The organism is Futiania mangrovi (assembly GCF_024158125.1).
GTDB classification, from domain to species: Bacteria; Pseudomonadota; Alphaproteobacteria; order Futianiales; family Futianiaceae; genus Futiania; species Futiania mangrovi.
In genome coordinates, this window is record NZ_JAMZFT010000001.1 from 987,850 (window position 1) to 1,007,645 (window position 19,796).

Sequence of the window (19,796 nt, forward strand, 5' to 3'; positions counted from 1 at the left end):
GCGCGTCAGTTCTCGCCGCCGATGTCGTCGTCGTCCTGCGCGCGGATCTGCAGCAGCAGGTCCTCGATCTTGTCGAACACCTCGAGGAAGACGGAGGTGTCCTGCGCGCCCGTCACGAGGATGCGGTCCTCGAAGATGAAGGCGGGAACGCCCTGGATGCCCATCTGCCGGGCGGTCCGGTCCTCCGCCTCGATGGAGTCGCGGTCGGTCCCGTTCGCCAGAAGCTCCGCCACCAGAACGGGGTCGAGGCCCGCTTCGCCTGCGGCTGCCACCAGAACCTCGGGGTCGCCGATGTCCTCGCCCTCCTCGAAATATTTCTGGAAGAGCAGGGTGACCATCGCGTCCTGCTGGCCCACGCCGCGCGCCCAGCGGATCAGCCGGTGGCTGTCGAGCGTGTTGGGCGTGCGTGCGATCATGTCGAAGCGCAGATCGAGGCCTTCGCCCTCGGCCGCCTGGCGCACGGGGGCGTAGGCGGCACGCGCGCCGGCCTCCCCGCCGAACTTGGCCTTGAGATAGGTCTCCCGGTCCATGCCGCCGTCGGGCATCTCCGGGTTGAGCTGGAAGGGCCGCCAGGTGATGTCGAAGTCGATCTCCGGCCGCTCGGCGCGGGCGCGGTCGAAGCGCTGCTTGCCGATGTAGCACCAGGGGCAGATCGTGTCGGAAATGATGTCCACTTTCATGTGCGCCTCCTTGGGCTTTCGGCTAGGGTCCATGCCACGTAATGCTGACAAAAGGCAATGGGAGGGGATGTGATGGGCTTTTCTGCCGATCTTTCGGGAAAGATCGCGCTGGTGACGGGCGCGACGAGCGGCCTGGGGGAGCGGTTCGCCCGCGTTCTGGCGAAAAACGGCGCGGCCGTCGCCATCACGGGGCGGCGCGTCGAACGTCTGGAGAAGCTGAAGACGGAGATCGAGGCGGCGGGCGGCAAGGCCTTCATCCACCCGCTCGACGTGACCGACGTGGGCTCGATCCGCGCATGCGTCGACAATGTGTGGGAGCAGTTCGGCCCCATCGACATCCTCATCAACAATTCGGGCATCGGGGAGCCGACGCTCGCCACGGATTTCACGCCCGAGCACTATGACAAGGTGATGGATACCAACGCGCGCGGGGCGTTCTTCGTGGCGCAGGCGGTCGCAAAACGCATGATCGCCGCGGGCCGGCCGGGCAAGATCACGACGGTCGCCTCGCTCGCCGCCATCGACGTCGTGAAGGGCCTGTCGGTCTATGCCATGTCCAAGGCGGCCGCCGCGCACATGACGCGGGCGCTGGCGCTCGAATGGGCGCGCTTCGGCATCGACGTGAACGCGATCTGCCCCGGCTATATCGTGACGGAGATCAACGAGGGCACCTGGGAGACCGACCTCGGCAAGAAGATGATCGCGGGCTTCCCGCGAAAGCGCATCGGCAAGCCGGAGGATCTGGACGGCCTGATCCTGCTGCTGTCCTCGCCGGACAACGGCTTCATGACCGGATCGGTCATCGTGGTCGACGACGGCCAGTCGCTGGGTTGAGGGGAGAGGTGCAATGGCTGGACCGTTGAGCGGGCTGCGCATCATCGAGATGGAGGGGCTGGGACCGGGGCCGTTCTGCGGCATGATGCTGGCCGACCAGGGGGCGGAGGTCCTGCGCATCTCGCGCAAGGGCGCAGGCGCCAAGCTGGGACGCGAAAAGGGCGACGTGATGGCGCGCGGACGCCGCGTGGTGCGCCTCGACCTCAAGAAGCCTGAGGCGGTCGAGGCAGTGCTCGCGCTGGCCGAGGCGGCCGACGGCCTGATCGAGGGGTTCCGCCCCGGCGTGATGGAGCGGCTGGGGCTCGGCCCCGACGCCATGCTCACCCGCAACCCGCGCCTCGTCTACGGCCGCATGACCGGCTGGGGGCAGGACGGGCCGCTCGCCCACACCGCGGGTCACGACATCAATTACATCGCGCTGACCGGCGCGCTGCACGCCATCGGCACGGCGGAGACGCCGGTCGTGCCGCTCAATCTCGTGGGAGACTTCGGTGGCGGGGGCATGATGCTCGCCTTCGGGATGGTGTCTGCGCTCCTCAACGCCGCGCGCACCGGCAAGGGGCAGGTGGTGGACGCGGCCATGACCGACGGGTCGGCGGCGCTGATGGCCATCATCCACGGCTTCCATGCCCAAGGCGCGTGGGAAGACCGGCGCGCGGCCAACATGCTGGACGGCGGCGCGCACTTCTACGGCGTGTACGAATGCAAGGACGGCAAGCACCTCGCCGTAGGATCGATCGAGCCGCAGTTCTACGCCATCCTGCGCGACAAGCTGCGGCTTGCCGGCGCCGACTTCGACGACCAGCACGACCGGGCGAAATGGCCGGCGCTGAAGGAGAAGGTGGCCGCCGCGATCCGCACCCGCACGCGCGACGAATGGGCGGCGGTGTTCGCCGACACGGACGCCTGCGTGGCGCCTGTGCTCTCGCTGGAGGAGGCACCCGCGCACCCGCACAACGCCGCGCGCGGCACCTATGTCGTGGTCGACGGCGTGGTGCAGCCTGCGCCCGCGCCGCGCTTCTCCGCCACGCCTGCAGATGTGCCGAGGGCCGCACCGGGTCATGGGGAGAGCGATCTTGCCGCACTGCGCGACTGGGGCCTGGCGGGGGAGACGGTTGAGAGCCTGAAGGCCGCGGGGGCCGCGTGAGACGGCGGTGGAGGGACGGTCAGCGCCCCTCCGCGCTCCACCAGGTATCAAGCATCATGCCGTAGAGCGATGTTGTTTCTGGCCTTTCGAGCCTGCCGGCGTGCGCCACGAGGTCGGCGTCGAGATGGAAGAGCGGCAGCACGTACCAGCCCGCCAGCAGGGCGCGGTCGAGGGCGCGCACGGCAGCCTCGAAATCCTCGCGCGTTCGGGCGGCGAGGAGCGCCGCGATCATCGCGTCCACCGCCTCCGACCGGACGCCCGGATAGTTGCGCGTGCCGGGCGTCCCGGCGGCCTGCGACGACCAGTAGAAACTCTGCTCGTTGCCGGGCGACAGCGACATGCCCCAGTCGTTGACGATCATGTCGAAGTCATACTCCTGCCGGCGCAACTGGTACTGCGCGCTGTCGACCGTGCGGACCTGCACCGCGATCCCGATGCGCTTGAGCGCATCTGCCCAGGCGAGCGCCAGACGCTCCCAATCGGGTTCCGCCAGCAGGATTTCGAACTGCGCCGGGCTGCCGGAGGGGGTCAGCAGCGTGCGCCCCTCGAAGCGGAAGCCCGCCTCCTGCAGCAGACCGACCGCGGCCCGCGCACGCTCGCGCAGCGCGCCCGGACCGCTGCCGTCCGGGGGCGCGAAGCCTTCTGCCATCACATCGGGGTCGAGAGTTTCGGCGTAAGGCACCAGCAAGGCTTGCTCTTTCGGCGTCGGCGCATCCTTTGCGGCTAGCGGCGTGTTGTCGAAATAGGACCGGGTGCGGACATAGCCGCCGGCGTAGAGCGTCCGGTTCACCCACTCGAAGTCGAAGAGCCCGGCCAGCGCCTTGCGTGCCCGCGGATCGGCGAAGATCTCGCGGCGCGTGTTGAAGACGAGGCCCAGCATGCCGGACGGACGCCCATGCGCGATCTGCTCCCGCACCATCCGGCCGTCGCGCATCGCCGGGAAGTCGTAGGCGCTGGCCCATTGGGCGGGGTCCTGTTCGATCCGCAGGTCGACAAGCCCCGCCTTGAAGCCTTCGAACAGCGCATTCGCGTCGCGGTAGTAGTCGATCCGGATCTCGTCGAAATTGAACCGCCCCCGGTTCGCGGGCAGGTCGCGGCCCCACCAGTCCGGATCGCGGGCGAACGAGATCGAGCGATTGGTGTCGACCTCCGCGACCGTGTAGGGGCCCGAGCCGACGGGCGCCGAAAGCGTCGTCTCGCCGAACGTTTCCGCATCGGTGGCGTGCGCGGGCAGGATCGGCATCAGGCCCATGATGAGCGGCATCTCCCGGTCCGAGCCCGCCTCGAACACGAAGCGGACGGTGTGCGCGTCAGGGGCCGTCGCCTCCGCCACCTTGCCGTAGTAGAAGCGGTGGTTGGGGCGGCCCTTCTCCTTCAGCAGCGCCCAGGTGAACAGCACGTCTTCTGCGGTCAGCGGCTCTCCATCGGAAAAGTGTGCGTTTTCATTGAGATGGAATGTGATGCTGCCACGGTCGTCGGGCACCTCCACGGCCTTCGCCACCGAGGCATAGAGCGTGAACGGCTCGTCGAAGGACCGCGCGAGCAGGCTCTCGTACACATACTCGCGGATGCCGGCTGCCGCCTGTCCCTTCACGATCAGCGGGTTGAGGCTGTCGAAGCCGCCAAGCTGGCCGAGTACCAGCCGCCCGCCCTTTGGCGCAGCCGGGTCGGCGTAGGGGAAATGGGCGAAGTCCGGGGGCAGCGCCGGTTCCCCGTGCATGGCGATGGCATGGCGCGGCTCCGCAGCGGCGGGCGCTGCGGCGAGGGTGAGCGCGGCAAGTCCGGCGAGGGCCGGTCTCACCGCGCGCGTCAGTGATTCCCATGTGAGTCTCATGCCGCGATGATGGCAGAAAGCCCATGGCAACACATGGGCATTGCATGGGAAAACGCATGGGCAGGGCAGCAGGGCGGGCTCAGCGGTCCTTGCCCGCGATGTCCTTCTGGATCAGTTCGGCCAACTCGTCGGCGGCCTTCCGCGTCAGCTGGCGGCGCTTCTCGAAATCGTCCTTGATCTCGTAGTGGGTGGCCAGCAGGTGCTCGTCGTGCTGGCGGAACGTGTCCACGGTCAGTTCAGCCGCCCGGTCCGGCAGGCCAAGACCACGCAGCACGCTGCGTGCAAGGTGCAGCGAGCCGCGGAAGGTCTCCCGCTCGATCAGGCGCACGCCGAGGTCCATGAGGCGGTAGGCGTGCTCCCGGTTGATCGCGCGGGCATAGATCTCGAGCTTCGGAAAGGCCTGGCGCACGGTCGCCGCGATCTTCAGCGAGGCCTCCATGTTGCCGACCGCAAGCACGAAAACGGCCGCCTTGTCCGCACCCGCCGCCCGCAGCAGGTCGACGCGCGAAGCGTCTCCGAAATAGCTCTTGTTGCCGAAACTCGCGACCAGCTTGACCTGCCGCGGGTCCTTCTCCAGCCCGACGAAGGGGATGCCGCGTGCCTTGAGGATGCGGCCAACGATCTGCCCGACCCGTCCGAACCCGGCGATGATGACCTGCGGGGCCTCTTCCTCCAGCGCCGCCATGTCCTCCTCGGCGTCCTCTGTCTTCTCGTGGCTGCGCGATTCCTCGTAGAGGTCGAGCAGGAGGAAGGCGAGCGGGGTCAGCGCCATCGATATCGTCACCGAAACGACCAGGATGTCCACGACGGCCGGGCGAAGTGCCCCCTCGGCGATTGCCACGGTGAAGATGACGAACGCGAACTCGCCGCCCTGCGACAGGCCGATGGCGAGCGTGCGCGTCCCGTGCCTGCCAAGCGTGAACCACCAGCCGAGAGCCGCGAGGATCGTGCCCTTGAGCAGCATCAGGCCGAGCGCGATGCCGATGACCGCAACGGGCGCTTCGAGCGCGGTATCGATGTTCGCCGACATGCCGACCGCGATGAAGAACAGGCCGAGCAGCAGCGCCTTGAACGGCTCGATGTCCGTCTCGACCTGGTGGCGGAACTCGGAGTCCGCGAGCAGCACGCCCGCGAGGAAGGCGCCGAGGCCCATCGAAAGCCCCACCGACTCCATCAGAAGTGCGGTGCCGATCACGATGAGCAGGGCGAGCGCGGTCAGCACCTCCGGCACGTCCGCCGCCGCGACCGCGGAGTAGGCCGCGCCGACGATGAACCGGCCGCCGACGACGACGACGAACAGCGCGCCCAGCGCCTGCACGATCTTGGCCGGATCGGCAATCTCCTCGACCGGTTCGAGCCCCGTTGTCAGGAAGGGAATGAGCGCAAGGATCGGGATGACGGCGAGGTCCTGGAACAGGAGGACGGCAAAGCCCGTACGGCCCTGGCGCGTCGTCATCTCGCCACGCTCGGCCAGGATCTGCAGTGCGAAGGCGGTGGACGAGAGGGCAAGCGCCAGGCCGACGATGATCGCCTCCTGCAGCGCCAGTCCGAACGCGAGGCCGATCGCGCCCAGCGCCAGCGTGGTTGCCGCCATCTGGCCGCCGCCCGCGCCGAGGATCGCGCGCCGCATGACCCACAGGCGCGAGGGCTGAAGCTCCAGCCCGATGATGAAGAGGAGAAGGACCACCCCGAACTCGGCGAAATGCAGGATGTTCTCGGGCTCCGCGATGAAGCCGAAGCCGAACGGGCCGATCAGGACGCCGGCCGCCAGGTAGCCGATGATCGAGCCAAGGCCAAGCCGCTTCGATACCGGCACGGCCAGCACCGCTGCGACGAGAAAGATGGCGGCTTCGCCGAGAAAATACATTATGGGTCCGATGCGCAGGGACAGGCGACCAGACCTGTTTTGCGCCCCGGACCGGACAATTCAAGGCTCAATTGCAGATAGGGCGGATGCGTCCGCGCGAAATCCCCCGCGCGCCCCCTCAGATCCGGATGAAGGGGTTGAGATAGCGTCCGATCGGGCCCGTCAGGCGCAACGGCGCGCTGGTGACGGCCAGGCAGATGCACTCCCCGTCCGCGTCGGCGACCGGCTGGTGGTCGTCGTCCGGACCGGCGATGGCCACGTCGCCGCGCACGAAGTGATTCCCCCGGTCCGTGAATCCGCCAGCGAGGACGAGTGTCATCTCCGCACCCTCGTGCGTGTGCCGCGGCATCACCGCGCCGGGCGCAATGCGCATCAGGCGGGTCGTGAAGCCCGGCCGGCCCTTCAGGAGCTCGACCTCCTTCAGGCCGATCATCGAGCGCCAGCCAAGTCCGCCGAAGCTTTCCCCAAGATAGCGCGCAAGCGGCATCGGCACCGCGAACGGCGCATCTGTTGCCGGGCGCGCACCTGCCTGCGGAGCAAGCTCCGCAGCATCGTCAAGGCAGTCGAGCACGCGGTCGAGAAGGCTTTCGGACACGGGCTCCGGTCCGATTTCCTCAAGCATCGCGCCACCCAGCGTCTCGAGGCGCGCGGCCTCCGCACGGCACGCGGGGCACAGTGTAAGATGCGTCGCGACCAGCAGGGCCAGCGGCTCAGGCATGGAGCCTGCCGCATACTCCAGAAGCAGGTCTTCACCCGGATGATGGATGGGTCCGGTCATGCAATATGCTCCAGAACGCTCTTCAGCCTGGCCGTGGCCAGCCGTAATCTCGATTTCACCGTGCCGAGCGGAAGGTCCATCCGCTCGGCGATCTGGCTGTGCGACAGGTCCTCGAAGTAGGCGAGCTTCAGAAGCGAAAGCTGACCTTCTGGAAGTCCCTGCATCGCGCTGTGCAGCCGCTCTCCCATGTCCGCCGCCTCGAGCGCATCGTCCGCCGCGGGCGGCGCGTCCGCGACCAGCGCGGGGTCTTCCGGGTCGATTTCCGGCCGCCGTTCCCGCCGCAGCACGTCGATCCGGCGGTTCCGTGCGATCGTGAAGATCCAGGTGCTGGCCGAGGCCTTTGCTGGATCGAACTGAACTGCCCGGCGCCAAACCGTCAGCATGACGTCCTGAACCAGGTCTTCCGCTACCTCGTCCGTGGCGCCGAGGCGACGCAGATAGGCCTTGATCCGCGGCGCCATCACGCGGAACAGCGATGCGAACGCACCGCGATCGCGGTCCACCGCAATCGCTGCCATCAGGGATTGAAGGTCGTAGGCGTCGGACAGGGTCACGGTCTCCGAAGTCTTCGGGCCATTTGACGGAAGGACACGCCCTCCCGCAACCCCGATCCCGGGGCGGCCTTGACGTTCGAGAACCCGCACGCTGTCCACGCGACCTCGCTTCCCTCGCTTGTAACGAACCGTTTTACGCAAGCCCCCGCATGCCGGATCACTTGGGCCGCAGCCGCGTATGATCCGCCTGTGCGCGGGGCGCGTATTCCGATAGAGCTTGTTGCCGGCCCTCCACTCCGGGTGGCCGCCGATCCCCCGGACGAAAGGGCAGTACCCCGTATGAGAATTGCAGTCATCGGCAGCGGCGTGAGCGGTCTGTCGGCAGCGTGGGCGCTTTCGCGCGTGCACGACGTTGCCCTTTACGAGGCCGAGCCGCGCCTTGGCGGTCATGCCAACACCGTCACCGTCATGGACCGCGGGCGCGAGGTGCCCGTGGACACTGGCTTCATCGTCTACAACGAGCACAATTATCCCAACCTCGTACGCTTCTTCGATGCGCTGGGCGTACCGACGCAGGCGAGCGACATGTCGTTTGCCGTTTCCGCCGACGGTGGGGCGTTCGAATATGCAGGCGACGTCCGCGGTCTCGTTGCGCAACCGGCGAACCTGTTGCGCCGGCGTTACTGGCGGATGCTGGCCGACGTGGTGCGCTTCTACCGGTCGGGGGCCTCCGTGCTGGCAAGGTTGCCTGACGCCCGCCACGATGCGCAGGCGCCGACGCTGCGCGATATCCTGGAGGACGGGGGCTATTCGCAGACCTTCGCCGTGGACCATTTGTTGCCGATGGCAGCCGCGATCTGGTCGTCGACTGTGGAGAAGATCCTCGATTTTCCGGCGGAGACGTTTCTCAACTTCTTCGTCAACCACGGCCTGCTGAACCTGGGGGAGCGGCCGCGCTGGCGCACGGTCACGGGCGGCAGCCGGTCTTACGTGGAGAAGGTGGGCGCCCACCTCGGCCAGCGGGTGCGCCTTGCCACGCCTGTCGCCGAGGTGCGCCGCACGCCCGCGGGCGTCGTCGTGATCGACCGGCAGGGGCATCGCGACACCTTCGACGAGGTGATCCTCGCCACCCATGCCGACCAGTCGCTGGCCCTTCTGGGCGCGGGCGCGACGGTGAGCGAGCGCGGCGTCCTCGGCCGCTTCCGCTTCCAGCCCAATCTCGCGATCCTGCACACCGATCCCTCGCTGATGCCCCAGCGCCGCATGGCGTGGGCCAGCTGGAACTATATCTCGGCAGGCGCCGAGGACCGGTCGCGGCACGTCACGCTGACCTACTGGATGAACCGGCTGCAGGGGCTGGAAACGCAGAAGCCGCTGTTCGTGACGCTCAATCCGCTGAAGCCTCCCGCGCCGGAGACGGTCGTCACGCGCACCATGTACCGCCATCCGGTCATGGACCGCGAAACCCTCAAGGGGCAGGGGGAGTTGCCCTCGATCCAGGGGCTCGACGGCATCTGGCATTGCGGCGCATGGTGCGGATACGGGTTCCACGAGGACGGCGCGCAGGCGGGCTTCGCGGTCGCCGCCGCGCTGGGCGCACCCGTGCCGTGGGCGGACGCCATCCGCGAGATGAGCCCGGCGGGCAGCGCCGCCCTGCCGCGCCGGCGGGAAGGGATCGCGCTCACGGGATGACCGGAACCGCACGCCAGCGCGCCTCGGCACTCTACCGGGGCGAGGTGATCCACCGGCGCCATGCCGCGCCGGCGCACGAGTTGCGCGCCAACGTCTATTCTCTCCTGCTCGATCTCGACGAGCTTGAGGACCTCACCCGGGAGCTTTCGCTCTTCGGGCACGGGAAGCGGCGTCCCTTTTCCTTCCGCGACCGCGATCACGGACCGCGCGACGGCACGCCGCTCAAGGCCTGGATCGTGGAGGAACTGACCCGCGCCGGACTGTCCGCCGAACGCTGGAGCATTCGCCTCCATTGCTTCCCCCGCGTACTCGGCAGCGTGTTCAACCCGCTCTCGACCTGGTTCGCCCATGACGAGACGGGCGCTTTACGCGCCATTCTCTACGAGGTGTCGAACACCTTCGGGCAGCGGCACGGCTATCTGGTGCCCATCGACCCGGAGGAGGGTGCCGCGCACCGGCACACGGCGCAGAAGACCTTCCACGTCTCGCCCTTCTTCGACGTCGCCGGCACCTATGCCTTCCGCACGGCGGTTCCGGGGGAGCGTCTGAACCTGATGATCCGCTACGACGGACCGGAGGGGCCGCGCCTCACCGCCACGCACACCGGCGAGCGCCGGGCTCTGACGGACACGGAGTTGCTGAAGGCCGCCGCCGCCTGCCCGTACCTCACCTTCCGCGTGCTGCGCGGCATCCACTGGCACGCGCTGAAACTGTGGCTGAAGGGCGCGCGCTATCACGCCCCGCCCGCACCGCCCGCGCGTCTTGTCGAGGTGGTGAAGGGCCCGGACGCGCTGGCCGGTCCCGCGGAATGACCCGGCCCGCCACCTGGGGGCGGGCGCTCGCCTACGGGCTGCCGGGCCTGCCGCTCGCGGCGCTTCTCTTGCCGCTCTATGTCTATCTGCCGTCCTTCTATGCCGAGGACATGGGGCTGGGGCTCGCCGCCGTCGGCACGGTCCTTCTCGCCGCGCGGCTGTGGGACATGGGGACCGACCCGGTCGTCGGCTATTTCTCCGACCATATCCGGACGCGCTTCGGGCGCAGGCGGCTCCTGATGGCGGCGGGCGCGCCGGTCCTGCTCGTCTCGACCTGGGCGTTGTTCGTGCCGCCCGAGGGGGCGGGTCCGCTCTACCTGCTGGTCACGAGCATGGGGGCCTATCTCGGCCTGACACTCGTCCTCCTGCCGTTCAGCGCGTGGGGGGCGGAGCTTTCGAACGACTACGACGGGCGCACCTCGCTCGCGGCGGGGCGCGAGGGGTTCACGCTCGCAGGCACCCTGATCGGCGTCGGCGTGCCCGCAGCACTCGGCCTGACGGGTGGAGATGCACTCGAACTGATCGCTTTGGGCCTTCTCATCGTATTACCGGCATGTCTGTTCGTGACCTTCCTTTCGGTGCCGGAACCGCCGGCCCATCGGCAGACCTTGCCACCCCTGTCGCAAGGGGTGCGGGTGCTGGCGCGCAACCGGCCGTTCGTGAAGCTGCTCGTGGCCTATGTGCTCAACGGCTGCGCCAACGGCCTGCCGGCGACACTGTTTCTCCTGTACGTCAAGCATGTCCTGCAAGTGCCCGACATGTCAGGACTTCTTCTTCTGATTTATTTCGGGTGCGGGGCGGCGTCGGTGCCGCTGTGGGTCTGGGTCAGCAAGCGCACGGGAAAGAAACCCGCCTGGATCGGCTCGATGATCTGGGCGGCCGTGATCTTCGCATTCGTGCCGCTTCTGGGACCTGGCGACGTGGGCTGGTACATTGCGATCATCGTGGCGACAGGCATCGGGCTTGGCGCGGACCTGGCGCTTCCGGCATCGATGCAGGCGGACGTGATCGACCTCGACCGGGTGGAAACGGGGACGGAGCGTGCGGGCCTCTATTTCTCGCTGTGGGGCATGGCGACCAAGCTGGCGCTGGCGCTGGCGGTCGGCATCGCCTTCCCGCTGCTCGACCTTGCGGGCTTCGCGCCGGAGGCGGAGGCGAACGGCCCACAGGCGCTGACGGCGCTGGCGTTGCTTTACGCCTTCGGACCGTCGCTTCTGAAACTCGCCGCCGTCGCGGTGGTCTGGACCTATCCGATCGACGCGGCCGCGCAGGCGGAGATCCGTGCGCGGCTAACGGACGGGGAAGCCGCGCGGCATGCATGACCGGCAGAGGGAGCATTTCATGTCCTGGTCTCGTCTCGGGCTGGCGGGTCTGCTCGCCCTCGTTCTCGCAGGGTGCGGCGGCATGAACGTTCAGGACTTCAAGGGCCGCGAGCCGCGCCTGGTGATCGAGGACTATTTCGCGGGCCGCACGCTCGCCTGGGGCATGTTCCACGACCGCTTCGGCAATCTGCGCCGCGAGTTCGAGGTGACCATCGACGGCACCTGGGACGAGGCCAAGCAGACCCTGACCCTCGTCGAGGACTTCGTCTATGCCGACGGGGAGGAGGAGCGGCGCGTCTGGACCATCGTCAAGACCGGCCCCGACACCTACACCGGAACCGCGGACGGCGTCGTCGGCACGGCGGAGGGGGAGGCGCAGGGCAACACGCTCAACTGGCGCTACACCTTCGCGCTGCCCGTGGGCGAAAGCGTCTGGAACGTGCAGTTCGACGACTGGCTCTATCTCCAGCCGGGCGGTGCGCTGCTGAACCGCGCGGTGGTCAGCAAGTTCGGCCTGACGCTGGGGGAGGTGTCGCTCGCCTTCGTGAAGCCGGAGAAGCTGTCGGCTGCCGCGGGGAATGAGCCGATGCAGACGGCAGCCGCGGAATAGGGCGTCAGGTCTTCAACGCCAGGCGGCGGCGCACGACACGCACGAGCGGGCCGATCAGCGGCAGCTTCGCATAGAACTCAGCCCCCGAATCCCAGTGATCGAGGTGGCGGACGATGCGGCCGCCTGCGTCGATCTCCACCTCGCTCATGCCCGGGATCTCCCAGTCGCGGCCGAGCGCGCGGAAGCGGAATACCCAGCGGATGTAGCCCGCGCGCGCGGTCAGCGCCTGGTCCAGCACCTCGAAGCGCGGGTTCTCCGTATCCTCGAACATGTGCGCCAGGATGCGCTTGTACGCCTCCACCCCGCGCACGTCGTTGAACGGGTCGGTGAAATGGATGTCGGGCGCGCACAGCGTATCGAGCGTGCCGAGCGTTTCAGGACTCAGGGTCTCGAACAGCCGGGCATAGGCCCCAAGCTTCGCCGCGCGGGCGTCATGGCCGCTCACGCTGTCGCGCGGGCCGCCTTGGCGGCCTCCTCCGGCACCATGCGGCGGGCGAGCATCAGCGCCAGCGGGTAGGGCAGCATACGGTAAAGCTTCATCAGCCAGCCGAAGACGCGGGGGAAGACAATCTCGAAGCGGTCCGACATCAGCCCCTTGTAGAAGGCGTCGGCGGCGTCTTCCACCTCGATCAGGAAGGGCATGGGGAAATCGTTCCTGGCGGTCAGCGGCGTCTTCACGAAACCGGGGCAGACGAGTTGCAGACGAATTCCCATCATCTCCGCCTCGGGGCGCAGCGCCTCGGTGAAATTGATCAGCCCCGCCTTGGTCAGGCCATAGGCCGCCGAGGTCGGCAATCCTCTGTATCCCGCGACCGAGGCCACGACCGCGATCTGACCCACGCGGCGCGCCTTCATCGCGGCGAACACGGGCAGGAAGCCGTTGAGCGTGCCGAACACATTGACCTCGACAAGCTTGCGGAACGTGTCCGCCTCGAGGTCGGCCGCGTGCACCGGCTGGTGCGTGCCCGCGTTGAAGACGGCGATGTCGATGGCGCCCAGGTCCGCCTCGATCCGCGCGACGGTATCGGCCATGGCGTTCGCGTCGGTCGTGTCGCAGGGGTAGGGGACGATGCGTCCGTGTGCGGCTTCTCCGGCTACCTCTGCCAGTGCTCCCTCGGAGCGCGCGGTGATCGCGACGCGCCACCCCTCGTGCGCCATCTTCAGCGCCAGCGCGCGGCCCAGGCCGCTGCTCGCGCCCGTGATCCAGGCGAGGCCGGTGGTCATCGGGGCAGTTCGGTGGGCCGGTATTCGAAGCGGTCGCCATCGATCGAGAAGGCGAGTTTCGCCCAGTCGCCGGATGGCGTGTACCAGATGTCGAGGTCGAGGTCGCCAGAGAGCTTCCATTCCATCGCCCGGCGGCGCATCTCGCCCGTGCCGACCGTGTCCTCGCGCACCGGCTGGGCGGTGACGCTCAGCACGCGGCCGTTCTGCGTGTCGAGAAGCGTGTCTGCCTCCACGAATGCATTGCGCCAATACGTCGTCGGCACGACGTCGCCGTCCACGGTCTTGCGGCCCTGCGGCCCGTCGATCACGACCTTGCCGCCCTCGCGCCGGGCGGTGACGCTCAGCTTCTCGCCATTGTCGTTGGTTTGCGCGTCGAGGGAGAGGAGCCGTCCGTCCGGGCCCACGATCTCCACGGCCTCGTGCCGGTAGGTGTAGAGCGGGATGAAGCCCAGCTTGACCTTCAGGTCGATGGTCACGCGCGCCTGCCGGCGTCCGTCGGGCAGCCGCTCAACGCGCACGGTGTGCGTGCCGATGGGGCTGCCCTCGCGGTAGACGTCGAAGCTGTAGACGGTCGCGTCCTGCGTGCGCTCTGCCTGCGGCGCGGCCTCGAGCGAGGCCATCTGCACGCCGCTCGCGCCCGCGGGCGCACCAAGCCCCGCACCGAGCATGAGGGCCAGCCCGGCGGTCGCGATGGTGAGGCGTGTGGTTGTGTGTCGCATGAACATGATACGCGCCGAACCCGCTCATGGTTCACGATGTCCCAACAGTTTGTGCGAGGGCGCGCCCGTGCGCAAGCGGAACGCGCCTTCACCGGAAGTTGCGCCCGCGCGGCATGGCGCGGACCGGGCGCTTCACCTCGTCGGCGTGGGCGAGGCTCTGGACCCGCGTGTGCGCCTCGCCCAGCGTGGCCAGCAGGTCGCTCGCGTCCTCCAGTTTCTCCGCGATCAGGTGAACGATGCCCGCCTCCGACTGCAGCCGCCCGCGCACGACCAGCAGGCGCGCGCCCAACGTCTCGGCCCGGTACGCCTCGAAGAGCTTGGGCCAGACGATCACGTTCACCGTGCCCGTCTCGTCCTCCAGCGTGAGGAAGATCACGCCCCGCGCGGAACCGGGACGCTGACGCACCAGGACGAGGCCCGCCGCCGCCGTCAGCGTCCCGTCGCGCATCCGCTCCAGCGCCTCGGCGGGCTGGGCGCGCAGGCCGGCGAGGCGGCCGCGCAGGAAGCTCACCGGGTGCGCGCGCAGGCTCAGGCCCAGGTGACGATAGTCCTCCGCCACCTGCTGGCCGGGCGGCATGGGCGGCAGGGCTGCGTCTGGCTCGCGCGCGGGGCCCGACAACGCCCGCAGCAGCGGCAGGTCGTCGGCATCCCCCGTCCGCCCCAGCCCCCGCACGGCCCAGAGCGCATCGCGCCGCGCGAGGCCGAGGCCCGCGAACGCATCCGCCTCCGCCAGGCGTTCGAGCGCGGCGGGCGACAGTCCCGTGCGCAGCCACACGTCGCGCACGCTGTCGTAACCCGCGCCCCGGTGCGCGACGAGCGCCTCGGCCGCCGCGTCCCCAAGCCCCCGCACGGTGGCGAAGCCCAGGCGCACGGCGCGCGCGGTCCGCATCTCTACCGCCATCCAGGCGAAGCGCGGGTGGGGCGCCGCACCGTTCTCTGGGCGGTCCTTCGGCGCGAGCGGTTCGAGCGTCGCCTCCACCCCGCTCGCGTTCACGTCCACGGCACGCACCGCGACCCCGTGCTCGCGCGCGTCGCGGACCAGTTGCGCGGGCGCATAGAAGCCCAGCGGCTGCGCGTTCAGCATCGCGGCGAGATAGACGTCCGGATAGCGGCACTTCGCCCAGGCCGACGCATAGACCAGCAGCGCGAAGCTCGCCGCGTGCGACATGGGAAAGCCATAGGTGCCGAAGCCCTCGATCTGGCGGAAGCACTGCTCGGCGAAGGCGCGGTCATAGCCGCGTTCGGCCATCCCCTCGACCATCTTGTCGAAGAAGGTGTGGATCGTCCCGACCCGCTTGAAGGTTGCCATGGCGCGGCGCAGGCGGTCGGCTTCCTCCGGCGTGAAGCCCGCGGCCACGATGGCGATCTTCATGCACTGTTCCTGGAACAGCGGCACGCCGAGCGTCGGGCCCAGCACCTCCTCCAGCTCGCGGGAGGGGTAGGCGACCGGGTCGATGCCCTGGCGGCGGCGCAGATAGGGATGCACCATGTCGCCCTGGATCGGGCCGGGGCGCACGATCGCCACCTCCACCACCAGGTCGAAGAACCGCCGCGGTTTCAGCCGCGGCAGCATGTTCTGCTGCGCCCGGCTTTCCACCTGGAAGAGGCCCACGCTGTCCGCCCGGCACAGCATCTCGTAGACGGCGGGCTCCTCCTTCGGGATCGTGGCGAGCGTGAGGTCTTGCCCGTACTCCTCTGACATGAATGTGAAAAACCGCCTCAGCGCGCTCAGCATCCCGAGGCCCAGGATATCCACCTTGAGGAAATCCAGCGCCTCCAGGTCGTCCTTGTTCCACTCGATGACCGTGCGGTCCTCCATCGCCGCGTTCTGGATGGGGACAAGTTCGTCCAGCCGGTCGCGCGCGATCACCATGCCGCCTGTGTGCTGCGAGAGATGCCGGGGAAAGCCGATCAGGTCGCGCGCCAGCGCCAGCACCAGCGCGAGGCGCGGGTCGGCGGCGTCGAGACCGGCGCGGGCGGCGTCCTCCGCGTCCACGCCCTCGCGCGACCAGCCCCAGACCGAGCCCGACAGCGCCGACAGCGTGTCCTCGCTCAGCCCGAAGGCGCGGCCCACGTCGCGCACCGCCATGCGCGCGCCATAGGTCACCACGGTCGAGGTCAGCGCCACCCGCGCCCGTCCATAGCGGCGGTAGATGTATTGCAGCACCTCCTCGCGCCGCTGATGCTCGAAATCCACGTCGATGTCGGGCGGCTCCCCGCGCGCGGCGGAGATGAAGCGTTCGAACAGCAGGTCGTGTTCGATGGGATCGACCTCCGTGATGCCGAGGCAGAAGCAGACGACGGAATTCGCAGCCGATCCGCGGCCCTGGCAGAGAATTCCCTCGCGCCGCGCGAAGCACACGATGTCGTGGACGGTCAGGAAATAGGGTGCGTAGCCGAGCCGGCCGATCAGCGCCAGTTCCCGCTCCATCGTCGCCGCCACCGCCGCCGGCACGCCCGCGGGATAGCGCCGCCGCGCCCCCTCGCGCGCGAAATGTTCGAGCGCGGCCTGCGCGCTCCCGAACCCGGCGCGGGCCTCGTCCGGATACTGGTAGCGCAACTCCTCCAGCGAGAAATGAAGCCGGTCGAGCAGGCGCAGGCTTTCGCCCACGGCCTCGGGAAGGTCCGCGTAGAGCCGCGCGGTCTCGGCGGGCGTCTTCAGGTGGCGCTCGGCGTGGGGGGCGAGCCGCGTTCCGGCCGCGTCGAGCGTGGTGTGCAGGCACACGCAGGTCAGCACGTCGTGCAACGGGCGGCGTTCCGGCGCGTGGTAGAGCGCGTCATGGGTCGCGAGCAGGGGCACGCCCGCCGCAGCCGCAATCTCCCGCAGCCGGGCGAGGCGGCGGCGGTCCTCGCCGCCCATGCGCAAGGGGGCTGCCAGCCAGACCGCGCCGGGCCGCGCCGCCGTCAGCGTGGCGAGCGTTTCCGGCGTCTCCCTGCCCGGCTTCTCGGGCGGCATGAGGATCAGCGACAGGCCGTCGGCCCACGCCAGCAGGTCGGGGAGGTCGAGATGACATTCCCCCTTGGGCGCGCGCCGGTTGCCGTGCGTCAGCAGGCGGCAGAGGCGGCCATAGGCGGTCCGGTCCTCCGGGTATGCGATCACGTCCGGAGTGCCGTCGCGGAAGACGAGGCGGGCGCCCACCGCGAGTTTCAGGCCCTTCTCCCGCGCGCCCGTCTCGCGCCAGGCCATGTGCGCGCGCACCGCGCCCGCCAGCGTGTTGCGGTCGGCGATCCCGATACCGGAAAGGCCGAGGCGCAGGGCTTCGGCCACCATCTCCTCCGGGTGCGAGGCGCCGTGCTGGAAGGAGAAATTGCTCGCCGCGGCAAGTTCGGCGAAGCGGGGCGGGAGGGAGGACGGCGTACTCATGCGAAGAGCCCGTGCAGGTACCAGCGCGGGCGCATGGTCTCGTGGCCATAGAGGCCTGCGCGGAACAGCCAGAAGCGCCGTCCGCGCGCATCCTCCACGCGGAAATAGTCGCGCGTCAGGTCGCCGTCGGCGGCGTGCCACCATTCGGGCGCGATCCGCTCCGGCCCCTCCGCGCGCACCACGTCGTGCACCACGCGCCGCCAGCGGAAGCGGATCGGCGGCCCGTCCGGCACGGCCGCCAGCGTCTCCACCGGCTGCGGCGGATCGAACAGGCAAAGGGGGCGCAGGGGCGGCGCGCCCGCCTCGCGCCGGCGCGGCCAGGCGGGCAGGGCGCCTGTGTCGAGTGCGCTCAGCGCCAGCGCCTCACGCTCCGGCACATGGGTGTCGCGGCGGGTAAAGCGCAGGACATGGGTGCGCCCGACGCGCGCGGCCAGCCGCTCCACCAGGGCGGCGAGGTCGTCGGCGGTATCGGTGCGCCCGGCCAGCGTCTCCTGCCGGGTGCCGAAGGGCGCGGCGCGCAGCACGGCAAGGCGGATCGTGTCGAAGCCGAAGCCGGGGTCGAGCGGATCGGCGAGCGCCTCCAGCCGCTCCCGGAAGAGCCGCGCCATCACGTCTGGATCGCGCAAGGCGCGCGCCGTCTCCACCGTGCAGCGCCGGACCTGCCCGTCTGCGCGGAAGAACGCGGCCTCCAGCGCGCGCGCGCCTTGGCCGCGGCCCTCCAGCATGTCCTTCAGGTCGCCGGCGAGCATGGCCAGCGTGGCGAGCAGCGCGTCGATGTCCGTGAGCGGCTCGGCGAAGCGCCGCTCTGCCGTCATCAGGGGCGCGGGCCGGCGCGGCGCGATGGGCGGACGGGTCCGGCCGAGGAGCGCGTCGAGCCGGTCCACGAGATCCGCCCCGAACCGCGCGGCGAGGGGCGCACGCGGGCGGTCCGCCAGTTCCCCGATGGCGTGGAGCCCCATGCGGTGCAGCGCGGCCTGCGTCTCCGCCTCCGCCCGCAAGGCCGCGACGGGGAGGGGGCGCACGGCCTCCGCCTCGCCGCCCGGCGGCACGATGGGGGCCGAGGATGTCCCCGAATCTCCGCCCCCGAACCGGGCAAGCGCATGGGCCGCGGGTCCGTTGCCCGCAATGGCCGCGCGCACCGCGAAGCCCTGCCGGAGGAGCGCCCGCAGCGCCTGTTGCAGCAGCGCCGTCTCGCCGCCGAAGAGGTGCGCGCAGCCCGTGATGTCGAGCGTCAGCCCGTCCGCGCCGTCCAGCGCCACGAGCGGGGTGTAGCGGTCGCACCAGTCCGCTACCGCGTCGAGGCAGGCGCAGTCGGCCGCCGGATCGTGGTCGGCGGTGCGGATGTCCGGATGCCGCGCGCGCGCGTCGGCCAGCGCCATGCCGGGGAGGAGCCCCAGTGCGCGCGCCGCCCGGTCCGCCGCCGCGATGCGCAGCGCGCCGCCGGCCTTCGCCACGAAGACGAGGGGGTGGGCGGCGGCCCTTGCGTCCGTTTTGTCCGCGCGCGCCTCATCCTGCGCGCCTGAGAGGCCGGAAGAGGGGTGCACGGGCGTCTCCCCATGCGCCCCCCGGTCCCGCCGCCGCAGCCGGTCGGCCGGCAGGTCCGGAAACCACAGGGCGAGCATGCGCCTCGATGTCGCGGAAGCGTCCGCCATCGCTGTCCCAGTCCAGAATCCATGTTCCTGACGGCCCCGCCCGGTTGCGGGTGAGCGCGGCCTCGAACGCGGGGCGTCCCGGCGCGCCCGCCACGCTGTCCGCCGAGGGGCCTGCGCGGATCCGCCAGCGTGTCGCCGCCGCGCTGGGCCCCGGTTCGGCGCCGAGCCGCAGGGCGATCGCCGTCGCGCCCGTCCGCCCCGCCGCGAGCCCCAGCCGCCGCGTCGCCGTGAGGCCGTAGAGCCGCGCCTCGCCCCAGAGGTCGAGGATCGCCGCCCCGACACCGGGGCAGGCCAGCGCCTCCTCGCCCGCGCGCAGCACGCCGCGCACGTCCTTCGCCCGCACCAGGACGACGCAGCCCGGGTCGAGGCCGAGGTCGGCGAGCCCCGCGGGGTTGAGCCGCCCGGCCTCCGCCTCCGTCATCGCGTCGCGCACCCACACCGCCGCCTGGCCGGAACCGCCGCCTGTGAGACGCGCCGCCAGCGCCACGGCAAAGCCGAGCGGGGCCGCCGTTTCCGACGCCTCCGCGCCATAGACCTCGTGCAGCGTGCCGCGCGCGAGCCCGCCGCCGAGCGCTGCATCCGCCGCCGCGCAACCCAGGGAGAGGTGGTCCGGCCCGTCGCTGCCTTCCGCGCGTGGCGACGCCCCGATGCGGGTGACGGCGGCCTGAAGCGCCGCGCGCGTGCCTGGGCGCGTGCCCTTGCCCTTGCCCTTGCCCTCGCCTGTGTCCGCAACCTCCATGGCCGGTTCCTGCGCGCCCTTCGTGTTC

Annotated in this window: 17 protein-coding genes; 6 read left to right on the forward strand and 11 right to left on the reverse strand. The window is 70.0% G+C overall.

Annotated features, from left to right (window positions below; translation table 11 throughout):
- Positions 1 to 5: 5 nt before the first annotated feature.
- Positions 6 to 680, reverse strand: coding sequence for a DsbA family oxidoreductase (locus NJQ99_RS04755; RefSeq protein ID WP_269331644.1), 675 nt, complete (start codon positions 678 to 680; stop codon positions 6 to 8).
- Positions 681 to 752: 72 nt separating this feature from the next.
- Between NJQ99_RS04755 and NJQ99_RS04760 the strand changes: the two genes are divergently transcribed.
- Both NJQ99_RS04760 and NJQ99_RS04765 read left to right on the forward strand, forming a co-directional pair.
- Positions 753 to 1,514 carry an SDR family oxidoreductase gene (locus NJQ99_RS04760; RefSeq protein WP_269331645.1) on the forward strand — a complete coding sequence of 254 codons (762 nt, stop codon included), beginning with the start codon at positions 753 to 755 and terminating at the stop codon, positions 1,512 to 1,514.
- A gap of 13 nt (positions 1,515 to 1,527) precedes the next feature.
- The gene (locus tag NJQ99_RS04765) at positions 1,528 to 2,661 is read left to right on the forward strand and encodes a CaiB/BaiF CoA transferase family protein (protein ID WP_269331646.1); all 1,134 of its coding nucleotides are present in this window, start codon (positions 1,528 to 1,530) and stop codon (positions 2,659 to 2,661) included.
- A gap of 19 nt (positions 2,662 to 2,680) precedes the next feature.
- Here NJQ99_RS04765 and NJQ99_RS04770 read toward each other — a convergent pair whose 3' ends face one another.
- The 4 genes from NJQ99_RS04770 to NJQ99_RS04785 form a co-directional block, all read right to left on the reverse strand.
- Positions 2,681 to 4,495, reverse strand: a complete 1,815-nt coding sequence (locus NJQ99_RS04770; protein WP_269331647.1) for an extracellular solute-binding protein — start codon at positions 4,493 to 4,495, stop codon at positions 2,681 to 2,683.
- 79 nt (positions 4,496 to 4,574) lie between these two features.
- A complete protein-coding gene (locus tag NJQ99_RS04775) occupies positions 4,575 to 6,362 on the reverse strand; it encodes a monovalent cation:proton antiporter-2 (CPA2) family protein (protein ID WP_269331648.1) in 1,788 nt (595 codons plus the stop codon).
- A gap of 118 nt (positions 6,363 to 6,480) precedes the next feature.
- Positions 6,481 to 7,140, reverse strand: a complete 660-nt coding sequence (locus tag NJQ99_RS04780; RefSeq protein ID WP_269331649.1) for a ChrR family anti-sigma-E factor — start codon at positions 7,138 to 7,140, stop codon at positions 6,481 to 6,483.
- Positions 7,137 to 7,694 (reverse strand): sigma-70 family RNA polymerase sigma factor, encoded by a 558-nt coding sequence (locus NJQ99_RS04785; protein WP_269331650.1) that lies wholly within the window; start codon positions 7,692 to 7,694, stop codon positions 7,137 to 7,139. Before NJQ99_RS04785 ends, NJQ99_RS04780 begins: the two co-directional genes overlap by 4 nt.
- A 279-nt stretch (positions 7,695 to 7,973) precedes the next feature.
- Between NJQ99_RS04785 and NJQ99_RS04790 the strand changes: the two genes are divergently transcribed.
- Genes NJQ99_RS04790 through NJQ99_RS04805 form a run of 4 tightly spaced genes read left to right on the forward strand, consistent with a single transcriptional unit; the run spans position 7,974 to position 12,070 of the window.
- The gene (locus NJQ99_RS04790; RefSeq protein WP_269331651.1) at positions 7,974 to 9,326 is read left to right on the forward strand and encodes an NAD(P)/FAD-dependent oxidoreductase; all 1,353 of its coding nucleotides are present in this window, start codon (positions 7,974 to 7,976) and stop codon (positions 9,324 to 9,326) included.
- Complete coding sequence (locus tag NJQ99_RS04795) at positions 9,323 to 10,138, forward strand: DUF1365 domain-containing protein (protein ID WP_269331652.1); 816 nt, start codon at positions 9,323 to 9,325, stop codon at positions 10,136 to 10,138. Before NJQ99_RS04790 ends, NJQ99_RS04795 begins: the two co-directional genes overlap by 4 nt.
- Positions 10,135 to 11,460, forward strand: coding sequence for an MFS transporter (locus NJQ99_RS04800; protein WP_269331653.1), 1,326 nt, complete (start codon positions 10,135 to 10,137; stop codon positions 11,458 to 11,460). Before NJQ99_RS04795 ends, NJQ99_RS04800 begins: the two co-directional genes overlap by 4 nt.
- A gap of 19 nt (positions 11,461 to 11,479) precedes the next feature.
- Positions 11,480 to 12,070, forward strand: a complete 591-nt coding sequence (locus tag NJQ99_RS04805; protein ID WP_269331654.1) for a DUF3833 domain-containing protein — start codon at positions 11,480 to 11,482, stop codon at positions 12,068 to 12,070.
- A 4-nt stretch (positions 12,071 to 12,074) separates the two neighbouring features.
- Here NJQ99_RS04805 and NJQ99_RS04810 read toward each other — a convergent pair whose 3' ends face one another.
- From NJQ99_RS04810 to NJQ99_RS04835, 6 genes are all read right to left on the reverse strand, one after another.
- Positions 12,075 to 12,515 (reverse strand): nuclear transport factor 2 family protein, encoded by a 441-nt coding sequence (locus tag NJQ99_RS04810; RefSeq protein WP_269331655.1) that lies wholly within the window; start codon positions 12,513 to 12,515, stop codon positions 12,075 to 12,077.
- On the reverse strand, positions 12,512 to 13,294 hold the full coding sequence (locus tag NJQ99_RS04815) for an SDR family NAD(P)-dependent oxidoreductase (RefSeq protein ID WP_269331656.1): 783 nt from the start codon (positions 13,292 to 13,294) through the stop codon (positions 12,512 to 12,514). Before NJQ99_RS04815 ends, NJQ99_RS04810 begins: the two co-directional genes overlap by 4 nt.
- Entirely contained in the window at positions 13,291 to 14,013 is a 723-nt protein-coding gene (locus NJQ99_RS04820; protein ID WP_269331657.1) for a DUF6134 family protein, read from the reverse strand. The genes NJQ99_RS04815 and NJQ99_RS04820 overlap by 4 nt, the downstream gene beginning before the upstream one ends.
- 88 nt (positions 14,014 to 14,101) lie before the next feature.
- Positions 14,102 to 17,377 carry an error-prone DNA polymerase gene (locus tag NJQ99_RS04825; protein ID WP_269331658.1) on the reverse strand — a complete coding sequence of 1,092 codons (3,276 nt, stop codon included), beginning with the start codon at positions 17,375 to 17,377 and terminating at the stop codon, positions 14,102 to 14,104.
- Complete coding sequence (locus tag NJQ99_RS04830; RefSeq protein ID WP_269331659.1) at positions 17,374 to 18,999, reverse strand: Y-family DNA polymerase; 1,626 nt, start codon at positions 18,997 to 18,999, stop codon at positions 17,374 to 17,376. The genes NJQ99_RS04825 and NJQ99_RS04830 overlap by 4 nt, the downstream gene beginning before the upstream one ends.
- Entirely contained in the window at positions 18,884 to 19,768 is an 885-nt protein-coding gene (locus tag NJQ99_RS04835) for an ImuA family protein (protein ID WP_269331660.1), read from the reverse strand. The genes NJQ99_RS04830 and NJQ99_RS04835 overlap by 116 nt, the downstream gene beginning before the upstream one ends.
- Positions 19,769 to 19,796: the final 28 nt, after the last annotated feature.

What these genes read in the sequence shown, in the direction of transcription:
- NJQ99_RS04760 (WP_269331645.1), top strand. Translation starts at nt 753, where the DNA reads ATGGGCTTTTCTGCCGATCTTTCGGGAAAGATCGCGCTGGTGACGGGC.
- NJQ99_RS04755 (WP_269331644.1), bottom strand. Translation starts at nt 680, where the DNA reads ATGAAAGTGGACATCATTTCCGACACGATCTGCCCCTGGTGCTACATC.
- NJQ99_RS04795 (WP_269331652.1), top strand. Translation starts at nt 9,323, where the DNA reads ATGACCGGAACCGCACGCCAGCGCGCCTCGGCACTCTACCGGGGCGAG.
- NJQ99_RS04780 (WP_269331649.1), bottom strand. Translation starts at nt 7,140, where the DNA reads ATGACCGGACCCATCCATCATCCGGGTGAAGACCTGCTTCTGGAGTAT.
- NJQ99_RS04790 (WP_269331651.1), top strand. Translation starts at nt 7,974, where the DNA reads ATGAGAATTGCAGTCATCGGCAGCGGCGTGAGCGGTCTGTCGGCAGCG.
- NJQ99_RS04815 (WP_269331656.1), bottom strand. Translation starts at nt 13,294, where the DNA reads ATGACCACCGGCCTCGCCTGGATCACGGGCGCGAGCAGCGGCCTGGGC.
- NJQ99_RS04800 (WP_269331653.1), top strand. Translation starts at nt 10,135, where the DNA reads ATGACCCGGCCCGCCACCTGGGGGCGGGCGCTCGCCTACGGGCTGCCG.
- NJQ99_RS04835 (WP_269331660.1), bottom strand. Translation starts at nt 19,768, where the DNA reads ATGGAGGTTGCGGACACAGGCGAGGGCAAGGGCAAGGGCAAGGGCACG.
- NJQ99_RS04765 (WP_269331646.1), top strand. Translation starts at nt 1,528, where the DNA reads ATGGCTGGACCGTTGAGCGGGCTGCGCATCATCGAGATGGAGGGGCTG.
- NJQ99_RS04770 (WP_269331647.1), bottom strand. Translation starts at nt 4,495, where the DNA reads ATGAGACTCACATGGGAATCACTGACGCGCGCGGTGAGACCGGCCCTC.
- NJQ99_RS04805 (WP_269331654.1), top strand. Translation starts at nt 11,480, where the DNA reads ATGTCCTGGTCTCGTCTCGGGCTGGCGGGTCTGCTCGCCCTCGTTCTC.
- NJQ99_RS04820 (WP_269331657.1), bottom strand. Translation starts at nt 14,013, where the DNA reads ATGCGACACACAACCACACGCCTCACCATCGCGACCGCCGGGCTGGCC.
- NJQ99_RS04775 (WP_269331648.1), bottom strand. Translation starts at nt 6,362, where the DNA reads ATGTATTTTCTCGGCGAAGCCGCCATCTTTCTCGTCGCAGCGGTGCTG.
- NJQ99_RS04830 (WP_269331659.1), bottom strand. Translation starts at nt 18,999, where the DNA reads ATGCTCGCCCTGTGGTTTCCGGACCTGCCGGCCGACCGGCTGCGGCGG.
- NJQ99_RS04825 (WP_269331658.1), bottom strand. Translation starts at nt 17,377, where the DNA reads ATGAGTACGCCGTCCTCCCTCCCGCCCCGCTTCGCCGAACTTGCCGCG.